Here is a 17,118-nt window from a genome sequence, read left to right as displayed (position 1 = left end):
GGCTGCCACGCATGGCGTGGCACTACAGGGCGGTGGGTCGGACGGCTGCCACGCGTGGCGTGGCACTACCAGTGCAGGCGGCGCTTGGCCAGGGCCTGGCCCAGCTGCGCATACACCGCGCGGGCATCCGCTTCGGGCAGGTAGCGCAGGCACAGGGGAATGCTGCCGCCGGCCCCGGCGGTGTCCAGCCAGACGCTGGCGGTGCCCAGCCAGCGGTCCAGGGGGGAGCGGCTCAGGCGCAGCGACTGCAGCTTGTCCAGTTCGGCAAAGCGCCACCAGCGCTGCCACCAGCCGCCACGGGCGGCCACGTACTGCGCATCCAGGTGATAGCCCATGCGGGCCATCTGACGGTGCGCGCGGAAGGCCGACCACGGCAGCCACAGCAGGATCAGGGCCCCCATCGGCAGCCCGTTCCACACGGCTGCGGCCGCCACCACCGGCAGCCACAGCAGGGCCGGCAGGCACAGTCGCCACCAGCCGCGTTGCTGCACCGGCTGCCAGCGTGCCGGCGGCCACTGCAGTTGCGGCAACAGATGCCGCACCAGCGCATCACAGGCCTCCGGCGTGGCCAGTGGGGCCAGCTCGCGCAGGTCGCGGCGCTCGTTCTCCACGGCGGCGCCCGCGGCGATGTCGATGCGCAGGTGGCGACGCCGGGCCCAGCGCTGCAGCGGGCTTTCGCGCAGCGTCCAGGCCTGGATGCGGCGCCGTGCAACGCTGCTGCGCAGGCGAGTGAGCAGGCCACTGACCACGGTCAGGCGCCGCTCGTGCTCGCTGAGCTGGAACCCGTAATAGCGCAGCAGTGCCAGGGCCACCGAGAACACCCGCAGCAGCACCCAGAAGCCCAGCACCGCCAGCAGCGCCAGCAGCGCCCAGACCCACGTCGCCGGATGCAGGTGGCTGGCGTAGCCGAATGCCTGGCGGCTGCCGTATTCGATCGCATCGGACATCGTGCCGCGCGGGAACAACTGCATCGTGGCGCCCAGCGCGGCCAGCACCACCACCCAACCGCGGTTGGAGAGCAGGCCGATCCGCACCACGTCCCAGGGACTCAGTCGCAGCAGCACCGCATCGTCGCCACGCGGCGGCGTGGCGGCGGCAACCTCCGCCGTCGCGGCGGTCGGCACGGCCGGCGCCTGGCCGCGGTGGCGGACCAACTGCTCCAGGGCCAACGCCTGGGACAGCTTGAGCACGCGCATCTCCGCTTCCGGGCGCGCGCCGCCGGCCGACTCCAGGCGCAGCTCGGCCACGCCGAACAGGCGGTGCAGGGGGTTCTGGTGGACCACCACGTTGTGGATGCGTGCGAACGGGATTTCGCGCCGGTTGCGCGACACCACCCCGCTGCGCACGCTGATCCCGTCGCGCCCGATCCGGTAGCGGTAGGTGAGGAACTGCAGGATCGAGACGCCGACCAGTACCGCGATGACGACCACCGCCGCCGCATAGGACCACATCTCGTCGCGGTCCCCGCGATTGCCGAACACCAGCAACGCCACCAGCGGCAGCAGGAACTGGCGCATCTGCATCAGCAGCACGAACAGCCACGACCACGGATGCAGCCGCTGCTCCTGCGCGGGATCGACCGCGGCGTCGTCGATCGGTGGCACGCTGCTCACAGGGCGTCGTCGTCCCGGTCGAGCTGGTGGGCCAGCGTATCGCGCAGGTGTTCGGCGTCTGCGGCATCCAGCCCGCTCAGGGTCACCGCGCTGAAGCGGCTGCCGGCGGTGTGCACCACCAGCGTGGCCAGTCGCGCGCCACGCTCGATCGGGCCGCGGCGCAGGTCCAGGTGCTGCACGCGCGAGATCGGCACGTGCGTTTCCAGCTGCCACATCAGGTCGCGGCGCATGCCCAGCCCCGCCTCGTCCAACCGCCAATAGGTGCGGCGCTGGCGTCGGAAGCCGAAGCCGGCCCCGATCAGACCGCCGAGCACCAGCATGCCGGCCGCGCCATACCAGCGCAGCGGCAGGTCGAGCACGATCCAGCCGACCGCGCAGGCGCCGCCGATCAGCGCGGTGCCGCCGATGGCACCGGCGATGGCCGCGATGCCGGCGGCGCGCAACGGCAACGGCTGCCAGCGGGGTTCAGCCTGCAACGGCGGCGGCAGCGGGGGCGGGGCGGGAAGGACGGGGGTGTCGATGGCGTCGGGCAAGGCAGGGCGCTCGGCAATGGGATGCGTGCCGGGCGTCGTTCCAGTGCGGCTGCGCCCGTCGCGCAGACGGTAGCAGGTTGCCGCGCGCTATTGCGCGGCCTGGATCAGTGCGTCCACATCGAGCAGGTGCCCGGCACGTTCGGCCTTGGTACGCAGGTACTGCTCGTTTTCGGTGGTGATGTCGCCGGTGACCGGCACGCAGTCCACCACCTCGATGCCGGCATTGCGCAGGCGCTGCGCCTTGGTCGGGTTGTTGCTGAGCAGCTGGACGCGCTGCACGCCCAGGCCCTGCAGCATTGCCACCGCGCTGCCGTAGCGGCGCTCGTCGGCGCCGAAGCCCAGCTGCGCATCGGCGTCGATGGTGTCCAGGCCGTCGTGCTGGTAGCCGTAGGCACGCATCTTGGCGGCGATGCCGGTGCCGCGGCCTTCCTGGTCCAGGTACAGCAGCATGCCACCGCCCAGGTCCTTGAGCTTGCGCAGGCCACGCCGCAGCTGGTCGCCGCAGTCGCACTTGAGCGAGCCGAACAGGTCGCCGGTGAGGCACGAAGAATGCACCCGCACCGGCACCACGCCAGACAGGTCCGGCGTGCCGACGATGATCGCCACCTGGTCGCGTTGGGCCACGCCGCCGCGGAACACCGCGAACTCGGTCATGCCGACCTCGCGCAGCGGTACCGGCGAGCGCGCCACCAGCTCATAGGCGTGGGCGGCCTGTTCGGCGCCCTGGTGCAGGTCGCACAGCGAGACCTGCGCGCACCCGTCGAAACGGGTATCGGCCGGATCCAGCAGTACGCCGACCATGGCCGGCAGCAGCAGGCCCAGCCGCGCCACTTCCACCGCACCGTCGTCCAGCGCCTGCCCGGCGCTCCAGCCCGCGGGCATCGCCCCCGGCTCGCGCAGGTAGCTCAGCAAGGGCAGGGCATCGAAATCGACGCCGGCCAACGGCACCCGCGCGCCGTGCTCGGCCGTCACACCCAGCACCCGCGCGCGCGTAGCGGTGAGGAACAGGAAGTGGCGCGCATCGGCGGCCTGGGCAAACGCGCTGAAGCTGCTGCGGGTGCTGCTGTCCAGCGCGATGAAGGCCAGGCGCTGGCCGTGGCTGTCATCGATCACCACCGGGCGGCCGGCACGCAATTCGGCCACTGCCCGCTCGCAGCGGATCGCGGCCGGATCGCCGAACAGGAGAGAAGCAGCATCAGACATGGCAGGGGCCGTGGGGGACATCGTGGGTTCACAGTGGGGACGGAAGGCGCCGATTCCAATTGCGCCGACGGCGCGACACAGCGTCGCATTCAGTGCGGATGTTGCTCGGTAGCGTACGGGTCCACTTCACCACTTTCCGGGGGGCGCAGCGTGTAGCGCTTGTAGGTCCACTGGTACTGGCTGGGGTCGCGCCGCGCGATCCGCTCCAGCCCGGCGTTGAGCGCGGTGGCCGCCACCCGCGGGTCCGGATCGGCCACCGCCGGCGGGGCGGGCTCGATGTGCAGGGCGAACTGCATGTCCGGCCCGACCCGTTCGCACCAGCCGTACAGCACGGTGGCCCCGGTGCGCTCGGCCAGCCGGTTGACCAGGGTCATGGTCAACGCCTCGACACCGAAGAACGGCGCGAACACGCCGTCGCCGGCCTTGGGCTGCTGGTCGGGCAGGATGCCGGTGGCGCCGCCGTCCTTGAGCACCTTGAACAACTGGCGCACCGCCGGGCCTTCGGCGCGGACCTGGCGGACGTTGTCGCCGCCGCGCACCAGTTGCAGGAATGCATCGCCGACCGCTTCGTCGGGGGCCTTGTAGACGATGGCGATCGGGCCGCGCGAGGCCAGCCACTGGTTGAGCAGCTCCCAGTTGCCATGGTGCGGGGCGGCCACGATCACGCCCTTGCCGGCGGCCAGCGCGGCGTCGTACAGCGCCTCGCCATGGCGCTCGACCAGGCAGGCCAGGTTGTCCTGGCGGGGGCGGGTCCACAGGCGCAGGGTTTCGATCGCCTGCATCGCGGTGGAGCGCAGCACCTGGCGATGCAGCACGGTGCGTTCGGCGGGCCCCATGTCCGGGAAGGCCAGTTCCAGGTTGCGCCGGGTGACCCGGCTTTCACGGGCGTTGAGACGGATCCATAGGCCGGCCAGCGCAGCCCCGATGCCGCGTAGCCAGGACCAGGGCAGGCGGGTGAACAGGACGGCGGCGCGGTAGGCCAGGCGGGCAGTGGTATGCGGTTTCATCACCGTGAAGTCTAGCCGCTGGCCGCCATCCTCGCCGGGGGCCGGGCGCGTTAAGGTAGGCCGCCCCGTCCCAGGAAGCCGGCCCATGCTTGTTCTGATCCAGCGCGTCACCCAGGCCAGTGTCAGCGTGGAGGACGCGGTCGTGGGTCGGATCGGCCCGGGATTGCTGGCCCTGGTGGGCATGGAGCCGGGCGACAGCGAGGCCGGGATCGCACGCATGGCCGATCGGCTGCTCGGCTACCGTGTATTTGCCGATGAGGGCGGAAAAATGAACAGGTCGCTGGCCGATACGGGCGGCGGGCTGCTGCTGGTGAGCCAGTTCACCCTGGCCGCCGACACCTCCAGCGGGATGCGCCCGGGGTTCAGCACCGCCGCACCACCCGTGGAGGCTGAACGCGGATTCAACCGACTGGTGGAGATCTGCAGGCAAAAACACGTTCCGGGGGTGGAAACCGGCCAGTTCGGCGCCCATATGGTTGTCAGCCTGGTCAACGATGGTCCAGTGACCTTCCTGCTCAGACCCTGACCCCGGGACCACCGCCCGGGCCGGCAGGGCGCCGGGCTGGTATAATGCTAGGTTCTATTCCTCTCCCTGCCGGTGGCGCGAGCACTACATGGCCAACGAACGTCCTGCCCAGCAAAACGACATCAAGCTTCTGATCAGCAAGGGCCTGGAACAGGGCTACCTGACCTACGCCGAAGTCAATGACCACCTGCCCGACGACATCGTCGACCCGGAGCAGATCGAAGACATCATCGGCATGATCAACGGCATGGGCATTGATGTCCATGAAGTTGCGCCCGATGCAGAAACCCTCCTGCTCAACGACGGCAACACCGGCAACCGCGAAGTCGATGACACCGCGGCCGAAGAAGCTGCCGCCGCGCTGAGCGCGCTGGACACCGAAGGTGGTCGCACCACCGACCCGGTGCGCATGTACATGCGCGAAATGGGTACCGTCGAGCTGCTGACCCGCGAAGGCGAAATCGCCATCGCCAAGCGCATCGAAGAAGGCCTGGGCCAGGTCCAGGCCGCGCTCGGCACCTTCCCGGTGTCGGTCGAATCGCTGCTGGCCGACTACGACGCGCACAAGGAAGGCAAGAAGCGCCTGGCCGAAGTGATCGTCGGCTTCAACGACCTGGTCGAAGAAGTGCCGGCCCCGGTCGTGGCTGAAGACACCAGCGACGACGCCGACGAAGACGCCGATGAAGACGACGACGGCGACGACGTTGAGGAAGAAGCCGGCCCGACCGGTCCGGACCCGGAAGAAGTCGCCCGCCGCATGCAGGCGCTGGCCGATGCCTACGCCGCCTTCAAGAAGGCCGCCGCCAAGGGCGACCGCAAGCCGCTGGCCAAGCTGCGCGACGACATGGCTGCCGTGTTCGTCACCCTGAAGCTGCCGCTGCCGCTGACCGACGTGCTGGTCAAGCAGCTGCGCGACGTAATGGCCGACATCAAGTCCCACGAGCGCCGCGTGCTGAACCTGGCGACCGTGACCGCGCGCATGCCGCGCAAGGACTTCATCCGGTCCTGGGAAGGCAACCAGACCAACCTGGAGTGGGTGGAAGACGCACTGAAGCGCAAGCAGAAGTGGTCCTCGGCCCTGCGTGACGTCAAGGACCAGATCATTGCCGAGCAGCAGGCCACGCTCGACATCGAAAAGACCACCTGGCTGGAACTGGACGAGCTGAAGGAAATCAGCCGCGCCATGGCCTACGGCGAAGCGCGTGCGCGCAAGGCCAAGAAGGAAATGGTCGAGGCCAACCTGCGCCTGGTGATCTCCATCGCCAAGAAGTACACCAACCGCGGCCTGCAGTTCCTCGACCTCATCCAGGAAGGCAACATCGGCCTGATGAAGGCCGTGGACAAGTTCGAATACCGTCGTGGTTACAAGTTCTCCACGTATGCGACCTGGTGGATCCGCCAGGCCATCACCCGTTCGATCGCCGATCAGGCGCGCACCATCCGTATCCCGGTGCACATGATCGAAACGATCAACAAGTTGAACCGCATTTCTCGCCAGATGCTCCAGCAGTACGGCCGCGAGGCCACGCCGGAGGAGCTGGCCAAGGAAATGGACATGCCGGAAGACAAGATCCGCAAGGTGATGAAGATCGCCAAGGAGCCGATCTCGATGGAAACCCCGATCGGCGACGACGAGGATTCCCATCTGGGCGACTTCATCGAGGACACCAACGTGGAGTCCCCGATCGAGAACACCACCAACATCAACTTGTCTGAAACCGTGCGTGACGTGCTGGCTGGCCTCACCCCGAGGGAAGCCAAGGTGCTGCGCATGCGCTTCGGCATCGACATGAACACCGACCACACCCTCGAGGAAGTCGGCAAGCAGTTCGACGTCACCCGCGAGCGCATCCGCCAGATCGAAGCGAAGGCGCTGCGCAAGCTGCGTCACCCGAGCCGGTCCGAGCAGCTGCGCAGCTTCCTGGATATCGATTGATCCCAGGCGGCCGGTAAGGCGTTCAAAAAGCCCCGCTTCGGCGGGGCTTTTTTGTGGGCGACGGCGGGGCGGTGGGCGTTACCTCGCTGCGCGCTGGATCGGCTGCCCCAAGTCGTCACCTCGCTGCGCATCGGATCGGCCGCCCACAATCGTAGAGCCAGCCCATGGCTGGCTGCTTTTCGGTCCCGACACGCAACTTTTTACGTAAACAAATACGTAACGTAATTATCAAGTGAGAAAGCCGTTACATCCAATAGAATTATTATTAATCAATGGATTGAAATAATGCGGTGTTGCTAAAAGCCATCTTTTGACGTATAGATTCGTAACTTAATTCCGTTGGTCCTCCCCATGGCGCGCCCTCGCACCCTCGAGCCCCAGGATCTGCTCAACAGCCTGCCCGCCGGCGACGCCGTGCCAGCAGGTGCCCTGGCGGCGCGTCTGGGGATCACCCGGCCCACGCTCGCACGCCTGGTCGCCGAGGCGGGCGACCGCGTCGTACGCCTGGGCCATACCCGCGCTACCACCTACGCCGTCCGCCAGCCCACCGCGGCCGGCAGCGAGTGGCCGCTGTTCCGGCTGCGCGCCGATGCCACCCTGGAAGAGCTCGGGACCGTGGTGGCGCTCACCGGCGATACCTTCCACGTGCAACCCGATACCGCGCGCCCCAACCTCACCCGGCCACCTGACTCCGGCGTGGAAGGCCACTTCCCCGGCCTGCCGTGGTACCTGGACGACCTGCGCCCGCAGGGCTTTCTCGGCCGCACCTTCGCACACCGTCGTGGCCGTGAGCTGGGTGTTCCCGACGACCTCAACCGCTGGCAGCTCGGCGACACCCTGATGGCCCTGGTACGTGCAGGGGGTACTGAAACCGGCGATCTGCTCCTCGGAGGCGATGCGGTGGATGCGGCGCTGCGCGCGCTGGATGCGCCACCGGATCGGGTGCGGGCCGACGAGCGCGCCGTCCACTACCCGGCGCGCGCCGCCGCTGCGCTGGAAGGCGAAGACGTCGGTTCGTCTCCCGGTGGCGAGCAGCCGAAGTTCACCGCCACCGTCGACCATGCCAATGGCCGCTACGCCGCACTGGTGAAGTTCGCCCAGCCCGCCGCAGGAGACGCCGCGGAGCGCTGGGCCGATCTGCTGGCATGCGAGCACCTGGCACTGACGTGCCTGCGCGATGCAGGCGTGCCTGCTGCTGCATCGCAGTTGATCCAGACCGACAGCCACACCTTCCTCGAAGTAGAGCGCTTCGACCGCACGCCGGACGTACTGGGGCGACGCGGCTTCGTCTCGCTGCTGGCGCTGTCCTCGGCCTTCGTCGGCGAGGCGACCACGACCTGGGGCGTGGCTGCAGAGGCGCTGCTGGCGCAGCGCTGGGTGGATCGCGACACCGCCACGGCCATGGCGCGCCTGCACGCCTTCGGCCGGCTGATCGGCAACAGCGACATGCATCAGGGCAACCTCGGCTTCCATCTGGTGGATCGCGGCCCGCTGCCACTGGCACCGGTGTACGACATGCTGCCGATGTCGCTGGCCCCCTCCCGCAGCGGCGTGCTGCGTGCGGCACGCCCGCTGGCGCAGGTGGCGCCGGAGCGCAGTGGCGACCTTGCGCACCTGCAATGGGCGGCGCCACTGGCGCTGGACTTCTGGCAGCGGGTGGCCGGGTCGCGGCTGTTGCGCTCGACGGCGCTGCGGGCGCTGGCGGCCGAGAACGCCGGCAGGGTGCAGGCAATGGGGCAGCGGTTTGGCTGAAAGCGGCGACTGAGACGATTTCGGTGACGTTCGCAGTGGAAAGCAGCCGTTGGCGTCCACTACACTGTGCGGCCGCAAGGGCCTATAGCTCAACGGTTAGAGCAGAGGACTCATAATCCTTTGGTTGAAGGTTCGAATCCTTCTGGGCCCACCATAGAAAACAGGCACTTAAGCGTCGGCCCAAGTGCCTTTTTTGTGCCGCCGGGACAATTGCCGGGAGAATTCATCGATTGCGCGGTGGTTTCACGACGGGGAGGTCGTGATCGTAGCGACCCGTGGTGAGGGGGGATTTATGCCCAGCAGCGTCCTGCTTGTCACCGCGATTTCCGGCGGTGTCGGTGACGCCCCGATGCTTAAGACCGTGCAGAGAGAATCTCTCCGATTGCTCGATGGCCGCGCGTCGTGCGAGCAGCTGGTCCCACGCTGCTGTCATCTCCGCATTCCACTCGGTGATCGAGTCGCGGGAACCCTTGCAGCGCTGCCCGTGCACGCCCTGGTCAAGCCGGTGTGCCTCGGTCAGCGTTCCCACTTCAATACCCCGTAGACGGGCGCTGTAGGCCAGGACCACCGCCGGTGCAAGGTAGCCCGGGCAGCTGCCTTTGGTGTGCGGCGTGCGTCTGCCGCGCTCGCGTGCAAAGGCAAGCACCTTGGCGAATGCGTCCGGCGCGGGCATGCGATGGGCGCGCACCTCCTTTGCTTGGCGCACGCCGGTTGCCGCCGCGCATGTATGGGGTGCTGGGACGATGCGTGGGGCCATAGTCCCGCTCGATACGCTGCAGCACGTGCTGGCGGATATCTTCTTGCATGGGCAGTTCAGGCCTTCGCGTTACGGCGGGTGTTGCGCGTCTGCTGACGGCCCTGTAGCCCCGTGATGACCTGGACGCTGCCGCCGGCCTTTTGCGGAAGGCGGCTGCCCGCTCGGCCAGTGTGGCGGCCTCTGTGGCCTTCGCCGCCGGGGTCTGTGGGGACGTGGCCGGACGGCCCTGAAATGAACACGGGCGCCTGCGCGGTGGACCAGGCGTCGCGCGGCATCATGGCGCTGCCTCGCTGTTCGTTGTGCCGGCATCGCCCATGTGAACGGCGGAGTTCACCACGATGCCGCAGTCGTTCAGTTCGATACCCAGGTCAGTAGCTTCCACCACGCGGTCATCGCCGGGGGCGCAGCGGACCAGGCGTAAGGCCATCAACTGCCATACCGGGGCGGCGGTGAAGACATCGACCGACTCGCCTTTGCGTCCGGCGTATCCGTGGTGGCCAGCGACCAGACCGCCGCAGCGGATGGTGAATTCAGGCAAAGCGTTGCCGTTGGCGATAGTGTCGCCAGTTCAAGAACAGCCATGGGTGGTTTCCTCAGCTGTTGGCGCGAAGCGGCAAGCCGTCCAGCAGATCGGGTTGGTTGCCGCTGCAGTGCATCCGGTGGGGGCGCTGGTCGACCTCGCATGCGTACGCCGGGGATGGGGGGAGGTCGGTAGGCCTGGCGCCGGGAAGGCCGCTGGGGCTGGCTACGCCGGTCAGTTCGCTGTGGCCGGTGAAGGCCGCGGAGCACATGGGATCGGTGCAGTTGTACGAGTCGTGCCTCAGATGCTCATGGCTCAGGTGGCTGGTGCGCTTCACCAGCGGCGAACCACAGAAAGGGCAGCGAAAGACCTCCTTCCTACGAGCACTGTGCAAAGACATGCGTGTTCCTCAGTTGGAGGTGGTGGCGATGATGCCGGCCTTGAGGCCCAGCACGACGGCTGCCTTGTGGCCTGCGCCCCGGCGGCCCTTGTTGCGGCCGGACAAGACCAGCCAAGTGGCCCGTGCATCAAGGTTGTGGGTGCGGGCGAACTCGGCGATCGAGACGCCTTGGCGATCCAGCTCTTCGCGGACCTGGAGTGCGGTTTTTAGTGCTTGGTTGTACATTTAAGGCGCCAAGGTCTGATTATCGGGTAAGTCAATTAAAGATAGTTCGTAAAAACGAACTAGTCAATATGCGAGGTGCGAAATATGTCACTGATTGAGGATTCGAAGCTCGGTGTTGGCCCCCGGCTGCGTGCGGAGCGGGAGCGCCTGGAGATGAGCCAGGACGAGATGGGAACGCACGCGGGCAAGAACAAAAACACCCAGATGCGATACGAGACCGGGGTCAACTCACCCACGGCGGCCTACCTCCATGAAGTGAGCGAGCTGGGGGTGGATATCGGATACGTGCTGACGGGTTTCCCCTCCGAGCTGGTGGAGGAGGAAGCGGAGATGCTCATTTGCTTCCGCGCGGCACCGCCAAAGATGCGCGCCGCGCTGCGCATGATGCTTACCGCCACAAAGGACGAAGTCCCCGTACAGCCGCAGGCAGGGGCACTGGCGATGGTGGGCGGCGACAACCAAGGCCAGGTCAATGCCGGCTCGGTGACCCAGCGAGATGTCAGCTTTCAGATAGGCTCGCGCCATAAGGCAAGCCGCAAACGATAGAGCTGAACATTGGCCAGCTAATACTGGCCGTAGGTCAAAATATCCATCGCGTACAAGCCGCCTGTAGAGGCAAGCGCGACAGGCGAAAAATCGTTGTCCCCCGTTCGAACTTAAATTCAGGTCCAAAGGAAGGAACTCGAATGAAGCCGCTCTTCGAAGGTTATTACGATCCCACCGATGCGGAAATCCGCTCGCTTTGGACCAGCGCTCTCATCGTTCTCGACACGAACGTTCTCTTGAACCTCTACCGAGTCTCTCCAACGGCTCGCCGAGAGATCATGGGGCTGCTTGAATCCCAGAAGGACCGTTTGTGGATTCCCTACCAAGTGGCGGTGGAGTTTCAGAGAAACCGCCTTAAGGCGATGCGAGACGAGCACGACAAGGCCAAGTCTTTGGCTGCCAACGTCAACAAGGCACATTCAACGTTTCGTCAGAGCATCCAAACTATTGAGTTCGGTGAGCGTGGTTCGGGCGAAGAGGTGCAGGCGATCATGAAGAAGATCGCCGAAAGCGTAGGGGAACTCGCGAAGCTGGCTGGTGGGCTGGCTGACGGCTATGTGGCGCCAGGCGGCAAGGATGAGGTTAACTCGTTCCTGACGAAGCTGCTCGGCGGTCGTGTAGGGGAGCGACCTCAGGGCCAAGCGGCGCTGGACAGCTGCTACCGCGAGGCTGCAGAAAGGTATGAGGTGAAGATGGGGCCAGGCTATCTTGATCAAGGCAAGGCCGGCGACCGGTACATGGCGGACGGCCTGATCTATGAACGGCAATACGGAGACTATCTTCTTTGGACGCAACTACTTGACCACGCAGTAAAAGCAAATCCAAAACCAAAAGGAGTGTTGCTGATCACGTCTGACGTAAAGGAAGACTGGTGGCAGGACACCAAGAGTGCAGCTGGCCTGCGGCCGCAACCTGAGCTCGTAATGGACATCCGGCGACGCGCGGGCGTCAAAAATTTCTGGATGTATACGCTTTCTGACTTTGTAAAAAAGTCGAAGACATTTTTGCATTCGACTGTATCCGACGACACCATTTCGGATGTGGCGCAGGCGGATTCGAACTCAGGTCCATATAGAATCGTGAACTCAAAGCTGTTCGTCTCGCACAACTGGCCCAAGCGACTATTCATCCCATTTGGCCTTGCGCTACCTGCACTTTCGGAAGCGCTCGGCGCTACTGACATGAGAATTTCGGGCCAGGGCGTGGCGGTGGCGACGAGGCCTCCATCGGATGTCACCAGAGCTATGACGTATGCGCTGATGGACGTTACCGCGCGACCGAAGGATATAGGCTCGATTATTGACTTCAGTAGCGTTGTGGATGCTGCTGTTGAAGCGTTGGGGGACAATGACTGCTTGGTGCTCTTTGACGGAGCTCAGAGTCCAGATTTTTGGCGGAGCAACAGTTGGGGAATGACGGTGGCACTGAATGCGGCAGAGCGAATACCGTTCTTGGTGGAAATTAGAGGGGCTTCAATGGTTGAAGGATCTGTTGTATTTACATCGCTATTGGATGAGCGCGTAAACCAAGGATTAGCCTAAGTCGGATTCGCGCTTCTTTCTAGTTCGATGGCGGTTCGGAACCCCGCGCCGCCTTCGATTGTGTGGGTAGTTTTGACGACTAGCCATGCTGTGCCATCGATCTCCGGCTTGACGCCCGCGACATCCACCTTCTGACCCGGATACAGATCTGCACGTCCTAGCGCCAGGTTGACCGCCAACGTCGCCGTCCCGCGTGCCAACCGCTGCAGCTCCGCCTTCGCATGCTGTCGCGCCTCGTCCTCGCTCGCGTATGTGGCCTGCAGCTTCTTCTCGTTCTTGTCGCTGCCCACCAGCACGGCCTTGCGGCGGGCCGCGCCACGATCACCCCAGTAGGCCCGCACGCCAGTGACCGCGTCGCGGTCCACCACGGTGTAGCGATGCGAGTCACCGGAGGCGCGCGTCAGCGTGTACCGGGGCAGGTCGATGCCGGCGGCCGTGGTGGTGCCGTCGATGGGCTTGAAGATGAGCGTGCCGGCCTTGATGGTGGCGACCGCATCGAAGCGTTTTCCCAGCCGGGTGAGCAGGTTCACATCGCTCTCGTTGGCCTGGTCCAGGTGCGGCAGGGCAACGGCGGCCAGGTCGGCGGCCACTGCGGCTTTCAACGAGTGGTCCTCGGCAAGGGTGCGAAGCACCGCACCCAGCGTGGCGTCGTGCCAACTGCGCTCGCGCCTTGTGCGGATCGAGTGGGTGAGGTCGGCGCTCCGAGCGCGGATGGTGATGACGTCGGGTGGACCGCTGTGCTCGGCCTCATCCACCACGAAGCTGCCCTTGTTCACCATCCCCGTGTCGGCCCAGCCGAACGCTAGGGTCAAGGTGACGCCGCGCCGCTGTGGATGGAATACCTGACCCACATCGACAGCCCCAAGGTCACCGCGCAGCTGCGCGCATCACCCGACCGGTTCCTGGCCACCTACCTGCCGGATGATGCTTCTGGCGAGGTACAGCGGGTGGCCGAGCGGTTCGCCATTGTGGCCTTCGCGGGCGAGTTGGCCAGCACCTGCCGCCACCAACTCACCGGCTGGCCAAAGGGCGAGGCGACAAAAGGCGCGGCGGCGTGTTTCCAAGCGTGGCTGCAGCGGCGCGGTGGCTCCGGCGGTGCCGATACCGATGCGCTGCTGTCGCGCATCCGCGCCTTTTTTGAAGCGCACGGTGGAAGTCGCCTAGAGCAACCGAGCCGCGCCCGGCACGCCGCAGGTTCGTGATCGGGCGGACTTCAAGCGGTTCGATGAGGAAGGCGTCACCGAGTACATGGTGCTGCCAGAGGCGTTCAACCGCGAACTGTGCGCCGGACACGATGCGCGCCTATCCACGCGTGCGCTTGTCGAAGCGGGCTGGCTCAAGCCCTGCGCCGATGGCCGGCCATCACAAGTTGTACGCATACCGGGGCTGGGCGCAGTCCGGCTCTTCGTCTTCGATTCGCGCAAGGTGCATGACGGCTCTCTGCGAGCGTGGTGCGAGTCGGTTCAACGGCGGCTGTGATTGCCATGGCCGCAAAAATTCAACAACACGATTTCAATGGAGGAACAGCAATGAATGAGAGCGAAGCAAATGGTGGTGCGCCCCAGGTGACAACCGAAGCTACCGGGACCGAGATGGTGCCAGTGCCGGTGTCAGCAAAGCGGCAGCGACTCGGTGAACTGGCCCAGCAATTGGCCGAGGCTGCGCAGCGTAAGCGGGCACTGAGGGCCAAGGTCGAAACGATGAGCCGCGCCCAGCAGGCTGCGCGGGGTGAGGCGGTAAAGGCGAGGCAGCAGTGGAGTGCCAAGCTCCGCGATAGCGACGGCATGCTGACCCGCGACATTCAGAAGCTGAGGGCGGCCGAGCGTTCGGCGCTGTCGCTGGCCGAGGAGTACCGGGCTATGGAGTCGGAGATTGCCGCTGAACTGCCGCGTCTGGAACTCGAACTGACAGTGGTCGCGGATAGTTGCACCAAGGGTAAGCATGACGTTGCCAAGGAAGTGGCGGAGCAGGCCTGCGAGCATCTGCTCAGCCAAGCCGGCGAGGAAATTGCGGTCGCTTACGCTCTTTTCGCGTTGGCTGACAACGCAGGGAAGCCTCACCGAGAAAAGTCCGACATGGATGACCTCGCCAGCCGCTTCTTTGGTGGGCTGACTAGCGCCGTACGCCGCTTGGGTGGACCTTCGATTGCAAAACAAGTCGCGCAGCAAATGGCATTGCCGCCTATTGATTTGGGCGATGTCGATATGCAGTTGGTTGCCAGTCCTGCAGCCATGTCAAGGATACAGCGGAGCATCGAACTAAAGATGGACGCATGATCGGCCGCATCAGGAGCCAAAAAACGGGCCCGGGTCACCGCGTTGATGGATTCCCAGTGGAATGGCAGTAGGCTGACGAGGCGTGAGTACTGCGCCGAATCCGTAGTCCACCTCGACTGGCGAGTTGCTTATGCGGCTCGTGTCAGCCTAGAACGTCCACTCTTGCTGTGCCATGAATCCTTCAAGGGTGGTGCATTGAACATTGAAATGCTTGCAGATGTTCGGCATCTTTGCGGACTTGTCCTTGAACAGTTCCTCGGTGACGACGGTGCCTGCGCGGGCTTTAGCGGCAGCAATTACGAAAGGATCCGCAACCGGAGTGCCTTTCAGTCTCTGCTTCTCGCCGATGATGCTCTGAAAATGATTGACCGCCAAGATCGAGGCGACGATCTGAAGCTCCTGCATAGAAGGCGTGGTAAAGATGTGGCCGTTCTTCGTGATCCATCCATCAACGTACGGGTCAGGCGCGCCGTTCTGGAGCTCCCGCCTGACCTCTTTTGTGGAGAGCAAGGACCCGGCCTTGACCATGTCGTCCAATCCGGCCCACAACGTCGCGAAAACGCCGGGGTAGTAGTGCTTGAGCTTGCTAAAGGAGCCAGTGTCGAAAACATAGATCATTGCGCTTTCCTTCGCAAAACAAGCTCCTCAAGGCCTGGTACTTGGGACGGCTTTACGCCCAGGAAATCTGCCGCCTTCTCTTGGCTGAGTTGACCTCGCAGATGCCGTGAGAAGACATCTCTCAGTAACCTGTCGCTGAGATATGCCCCCTTTGATGCGTACCAACTGCCGCCGCCAGCGCCTTCCTTTTTCTGTTGGGTCCACTCAAGGGCTTTTGCCTCATAAAAGATCTTGGTTGCTCGGCCTCGATCGAGGAAGCGCCGGAGGATCGCTTCTCGACTCACTCCAAATGCGCGCGCAAGATCTGAGAAGAAGGAGTCGGGTTGGGTATCAACGGAGTGTGGTGCGCTTTGGGTGCGGTGGTCGAAAACTGCAGACGGAATCAATACCTCGGCGGCCACCGCATTGCAGAACACCTCGATAGCCTGCTCCCGCTTGGGAAGGTCGTCGATGTACGAGGTGTCGAACTTCGATATACCGTTGATGGCGAACAGTGCATGTGCTAGCTCATGTAGCAATGAAAATATCTGGCGAGTCTTGGTAGTGCTGTTGTTGATGTAGATCAACGGGAATTCTTCATCGCGCAAGCAGAACCCTGAAATGCTGGTCTGTTTGAAGCTGTCCTTGAAAACAAATATCCCGCGCTTCTCGATGGCTTCGCGCCACGCTTTTAGCGCATCCTCGTCTCGCGCCCAAGACGCTTGGATCTCGGTATCAATGCCAAGGGTGGCCCTAATCTGACGAGCTTTGGCGGCGAGGTCGTCGCCGATTCTCAGCTTCACCTCATTCCAAATCTTGGAATGTGCCGGATTGGTGCCCTCGTAAAGCTCCGCCAAGCCCAGTTGGTAGGCGCGCGCCTTGCGTAGATGGAGGTAGGTGTCCCTATCCAGCGTGGCAAGATCTTCTTCGGGAAGGGTACGGAATTCTTGTCTGGGAGACGCTTCTTTGGGCGGAGTTGGAAGAAAGAAAACCGCAAGTGGGCGCTTGTATAGGTCGTAAGCCAGCGCTTCCAGTTGGGCATAGGTCGGAGAGGTGTCGCCCCGCTCCCAGGACTCGATCTCAATGGCCTGTCGCTTCAGGCGCACAGCAACATCGGCCACCGACATGCCGATGGACTCGCGTGCCCAGCGCATCACTGCCGGCTGAACGCCGGCTACCGTCTCCCTAGTCATTTCGATGCTCCATGGGGCCAGTATCGCCCCGCAGGGCGCCGTTGCCCAGTCCCAAGGAGTGCGACCGACCTGGGCTCAGCCTGGTCGTGGTCGAATCGGCTGGCTGGATGGAGTAGCGAGGGCGATCAAGGCGGGGAAGGCGGAGGACGGGAAGTGGATGCGGCCCGCGTCTGGTGTCGAGGCGCGCTAGCTGGTACACATCCGGAAGCGGCTCGGGGCGCGGGCTGAGATGTCCCTCGGGGCTCATTTTCACTATTGGAGCTACAATCCCAACTCTAACCAGGGGGAATCAAGGATCGCTCTTATAACCTGCCCGGAAAGCGGGCATACCATTAGCACTACTGCCCAGGCATGTCCGTCGTGCGGAGCGGTGCAGACGCCAGGCCCTGTCGCCCCCCCAATCTGCCGCGCCCATCGCACCTGCGACGAAGGCGGCCGGGCGCGGTACGCTTGTACTGCTAGGCGGCGTCGGATTCGCGGTCGTGATTGTTAT

At 64.6% G+C, this 17,118-nt stretch carries 17 protein-coding genes, 1 tRNA gene and 1 pseudogene; 8 read left to right on the top strand and 11 right to left on the bottom strand.

The features are described 5' to 3' along the window. Positions 1 to 65: 65 nt before the first annotated feature. The 4 genes from AC06FD_RS12815 to AC06FD_RS12800 all read right to left on the bottom strand — a co-directional run bounded on the left by AC06FD_RS12815 (position 66) and on the right by AC06FD_RS12800 (position 4,356). Positions 66 to 1,613 carry a PH domain-containing protein gene (locus AC06FD_RS12815; protein ID WP_259209806.1) on the bottom strand — a complete coding sequence of 516 codons (1,548 nt, stop codon included), beginning with the start codon at positions 1,611 to 1,613 and terminating at the stop codon, positions 66 to 68. Continuing rightward, complete coding sequence (locus tag AC06FD_RS12810; RefSeq protein WP_478048472.1) at positions 1,610 to 2,089, bottom strand: PH domain-containing protein; 480 nt, start codon at positions 2,087 to 2,089, stop codon at positions 1,610 to 1,612. The genes AC06FD_RS12815 and AC06FD_RS12810 overlap by 4 nt, the downstream gene beginning before the upstream one ends. A 144-nt stretch (positions 2,090 to 2,233) precedes the next feature. Further along, positions 2,234 to 3,370 carry a GTP cyclohydrolase II RibA gene (gene ribA, locus AC06FD_RS12805; protein ID WP_478078011.1) on the bottom strand — a complete coding sequence of 379 codons (1,137 nt, stop codon included), beginning with the start codon at positions 3,368 to 3,370 and terminating at the stop codon, positions 2,234 to 2,236. Positions 3,371 to 3,438: 68 nt separating this feature from the next. Beyond that, complete coding sequence (locus AC06FD_RS12800) at positions 3,439 to 4,356, bottom strand: lauroyl acyltransferase (protein ID WP_478078010.1); 918 nt, start codon at positions 4,354 to 4,356, stop codon at positions 3,439 to 3,441. 85 nt (positions 4,357 to 4,441) lie between these two features. Here AC06FD_RS12800 and dtd point away from each other — a divergent pair, with 85 nt between their 5' ends. The 4 genes from dtd (at position 4,442) to AC06FD_RS12780 (ending at position 8,724) form a co-directional block, all read left to right on the top strand. Next, a complete protein-coding gene (gene dtd / locus AC06FD_RS12795; protein WP_259209799.1) occupies positions 4,442 to 4,882 on the top strand; it encodes a D-aminoacyl-tRNA deacylase in 441 nt (146 codons plus the stop codon). 88 nt (positions 4,883 to 4,970) lie between these two features. Continuing rightward, complete coding sequence (rpoD, locus tag AC06FD_RS12790; RefSeq protein WP_259209798.1) at positions 4,971 to 6,818, top strand: RNA polymerase sigma factor RpoD; 1,848 nt, start codon at positions 4,971 to 4,973, stop codon at positions 6,816 to 6,818. Positions 6,819 to 7,169: 351 nt separating this feature from the next. After that, positions 7,170 to 8,570, top strand: a complete 1,401-nt coding sequence (gene yjjJ, locus AC06FD_RS12785; protein ID WP_478078009.1) for a type II toxin-antitoxin system HipA family toxin YjjJ — start codon at positions 7,170 to 7,172, stop codon at positions 8,568 to 8,570. 78 nt (positions 8,571 to 8,648) lie between these two features. After that, positions 8,649 to 8,724, top strand: a tRNA-Ile gene (locus tag AC06FD_RS12780). Positions 8,725 to 8,793: 69 nt separating this feature from the next. Here AC06FD_RS12780 and AC06FD_RS12775 read toward each other — a convergent pair. The 4 genes from AC06FD_RS12775 to AC06FD_RS12760 all read right to left on the bottom strand — a co-directional run bounded on the left by AC06FD_RS12775 (position 8,794) and on the right by AC06FD_RS12760 (position 10,472). Then, positions 8,794 to 9,327, bottom strand: a complete 534-nt coding sequence (locus tag AC06FD_RS12775; protein ID WP_478078008.1) for a site-specific integrase — start codon at positions 9,325 to 9,327, stop codon at positions 8,794 to 8,796. 274 nt (positions 9,328 to 9,601) lie between these two features. Next, positions 9,602 to 9,865 carry a hypothetical protein gene (locus tag AC06FD_RS12770; protein ID WP_478078007.1) on the bottom strand — a complete coding sequence of 88 codons (264 nt, stop codon included), beginning with the start codon at positions 9,863 to 9,865 and terminating at the stop codon, positions 9,602 to 9,604. A gap of 55 nt (positions 9,866 to 9,920) precedes the next feature. Continuing rightward, the gene (locus AC06FD_RS12765; RefSeq protein WP_478078006.1) at positions 9,921 to 10,247 is read right to left on the bottom strand and encodes an ogr/Delta-like zinc finger family protein; all 327 of its coding nucleotides are present in this window, start codon (positions 10,245 to 10,247) and stop codon (positions 9,921 to 9,923) included. A 9-nt stretch (positions 10,248 to 10,256) separates the two neighbouring features. Then, complete coding sequence (locus tag AC06FD_RS12760) at positions 10,257 to 10,472, bottom strand: helix-turn-helix domain-containing protein (protein WP_478078005.1); 216 nt, start codon at positions 10,470 to 10,472, stop codon at positions 10,257 to 10,259. 84 nt (positions 10,473 to 10,556) lie between these two features. Here AC06FD_RS12760 and AC06FD_RS12755 point away from each other — a divergent pair, with 84 nt between their 5' ends. Next, the gene (locus AC06FD_RS12755; RefSeq protein WP_478078004.1) at positions 10,557 to 11,018 is read left to right on the top strand and encodes a helix-turn-helix domain-containing protein; all 462 of its coding nucleotides are present in this window, start codon (positions 10,557 to 10,559) and stop codon (positions 11,016 to 11,018) included. A gap of 140 nt (positions 11,019 to 11,158) precedes the next feature. Then, positions 11,159 to 12,559, top strand: coding sequence for a PIN-like domain-containing protein (locus AC06FD_RS12750; protein WP_478078003.1), 1,401 nt, complete (start codon positions 11,159 to 11,161; stop codon positions 12,557 to 12,559). On the opposite strand, the pseudogene AC06FD_RS12745 reads toward AC06FD_RS12750, so the two are convergent. Continuing rightward, positions 12,556 to 13,386, bottom strand: a pseudogene (locus AC06FD_RS12745) (contractile injection system protein, VgrG/Pvc8 family); the annotation flags it as partial. The gene AC06FD_RS12750 and the pseudogene AC06FD_RS12745 sit on opposite strands and share 4 nt — an antisense overlap. Positions 13,387 to 13,392: 6 nt before the next feature. On the opposite strand from AC06FD_RS12745, the gene AC06FD_RS12740 reads away from it, so the two are divergent. Together AC06FD_RS12740 and AC06FD_RS12735 are read left to right on the top strand one after the other, a co-directional pair. After that, a complete protein-coding gene (locus AC06FD_RS12740) occupies positions 13,393 to 13,761 on the top strand; it encodes a hypothetical protein (RefSeq protein WP_478078002.1) in 369 nt (122 codons plus the stop codon). A gap of 282 nt (positions 13,762 to 14,043) precedes the next feature. Then, positions 14,044 to 14,835: a hypothetical protein gene (locus AC06FD_RS12735; RefSeq protein WP_478078001.1), complete on the top strand. Its 792-nt coding sequence runs from the start codon at positions 14,044 to 14,046 to the stop codon at positions 14,833 to 14,835. 147 nt (positions 14,836 to 14,982) lie between these two features. Here AC06FD_RS12735 and AC06FD_RS12730 read toward each other — a convergent pair whose 3' ends face one another. Beyond that, positions 14,983 to 15,453: a PIN domain-containing protein gene (locus AC06FD_RS12730; protein WP_478078000.1), complete on the bottom strand. Its 471-nt coding sequence runs from the start codon at positions 15,451 to 15,453 to the stop codon at positions 14,983 to 14,985. After that, entirely contained in the window at positions 15,450 to 16,625 is a 1,176-nt protein-coding gene (locus tag AC06FD_RS12725) for an ImmA/IrrE family metallo-endopeptidase (RefSeq protein WP_478077999.1), read from the bottom strand. The genes AC06FD_RS12730 and AC06FD_RS12725 overlap by 4 nt, the downstream gene beginning before the upstream one ends. Between the last annotated feature and the right edge of the window lie 493 nt (positions 16,626 to 17,118).

Source organism: Stenotrophomonas sp. Steno-Z1 (assembly GCF_056393175.1).
Note: the sequence above shows the minus strand (reverse complement) of the source record. Positions and strands in the feature narration are given on the sequence as shown.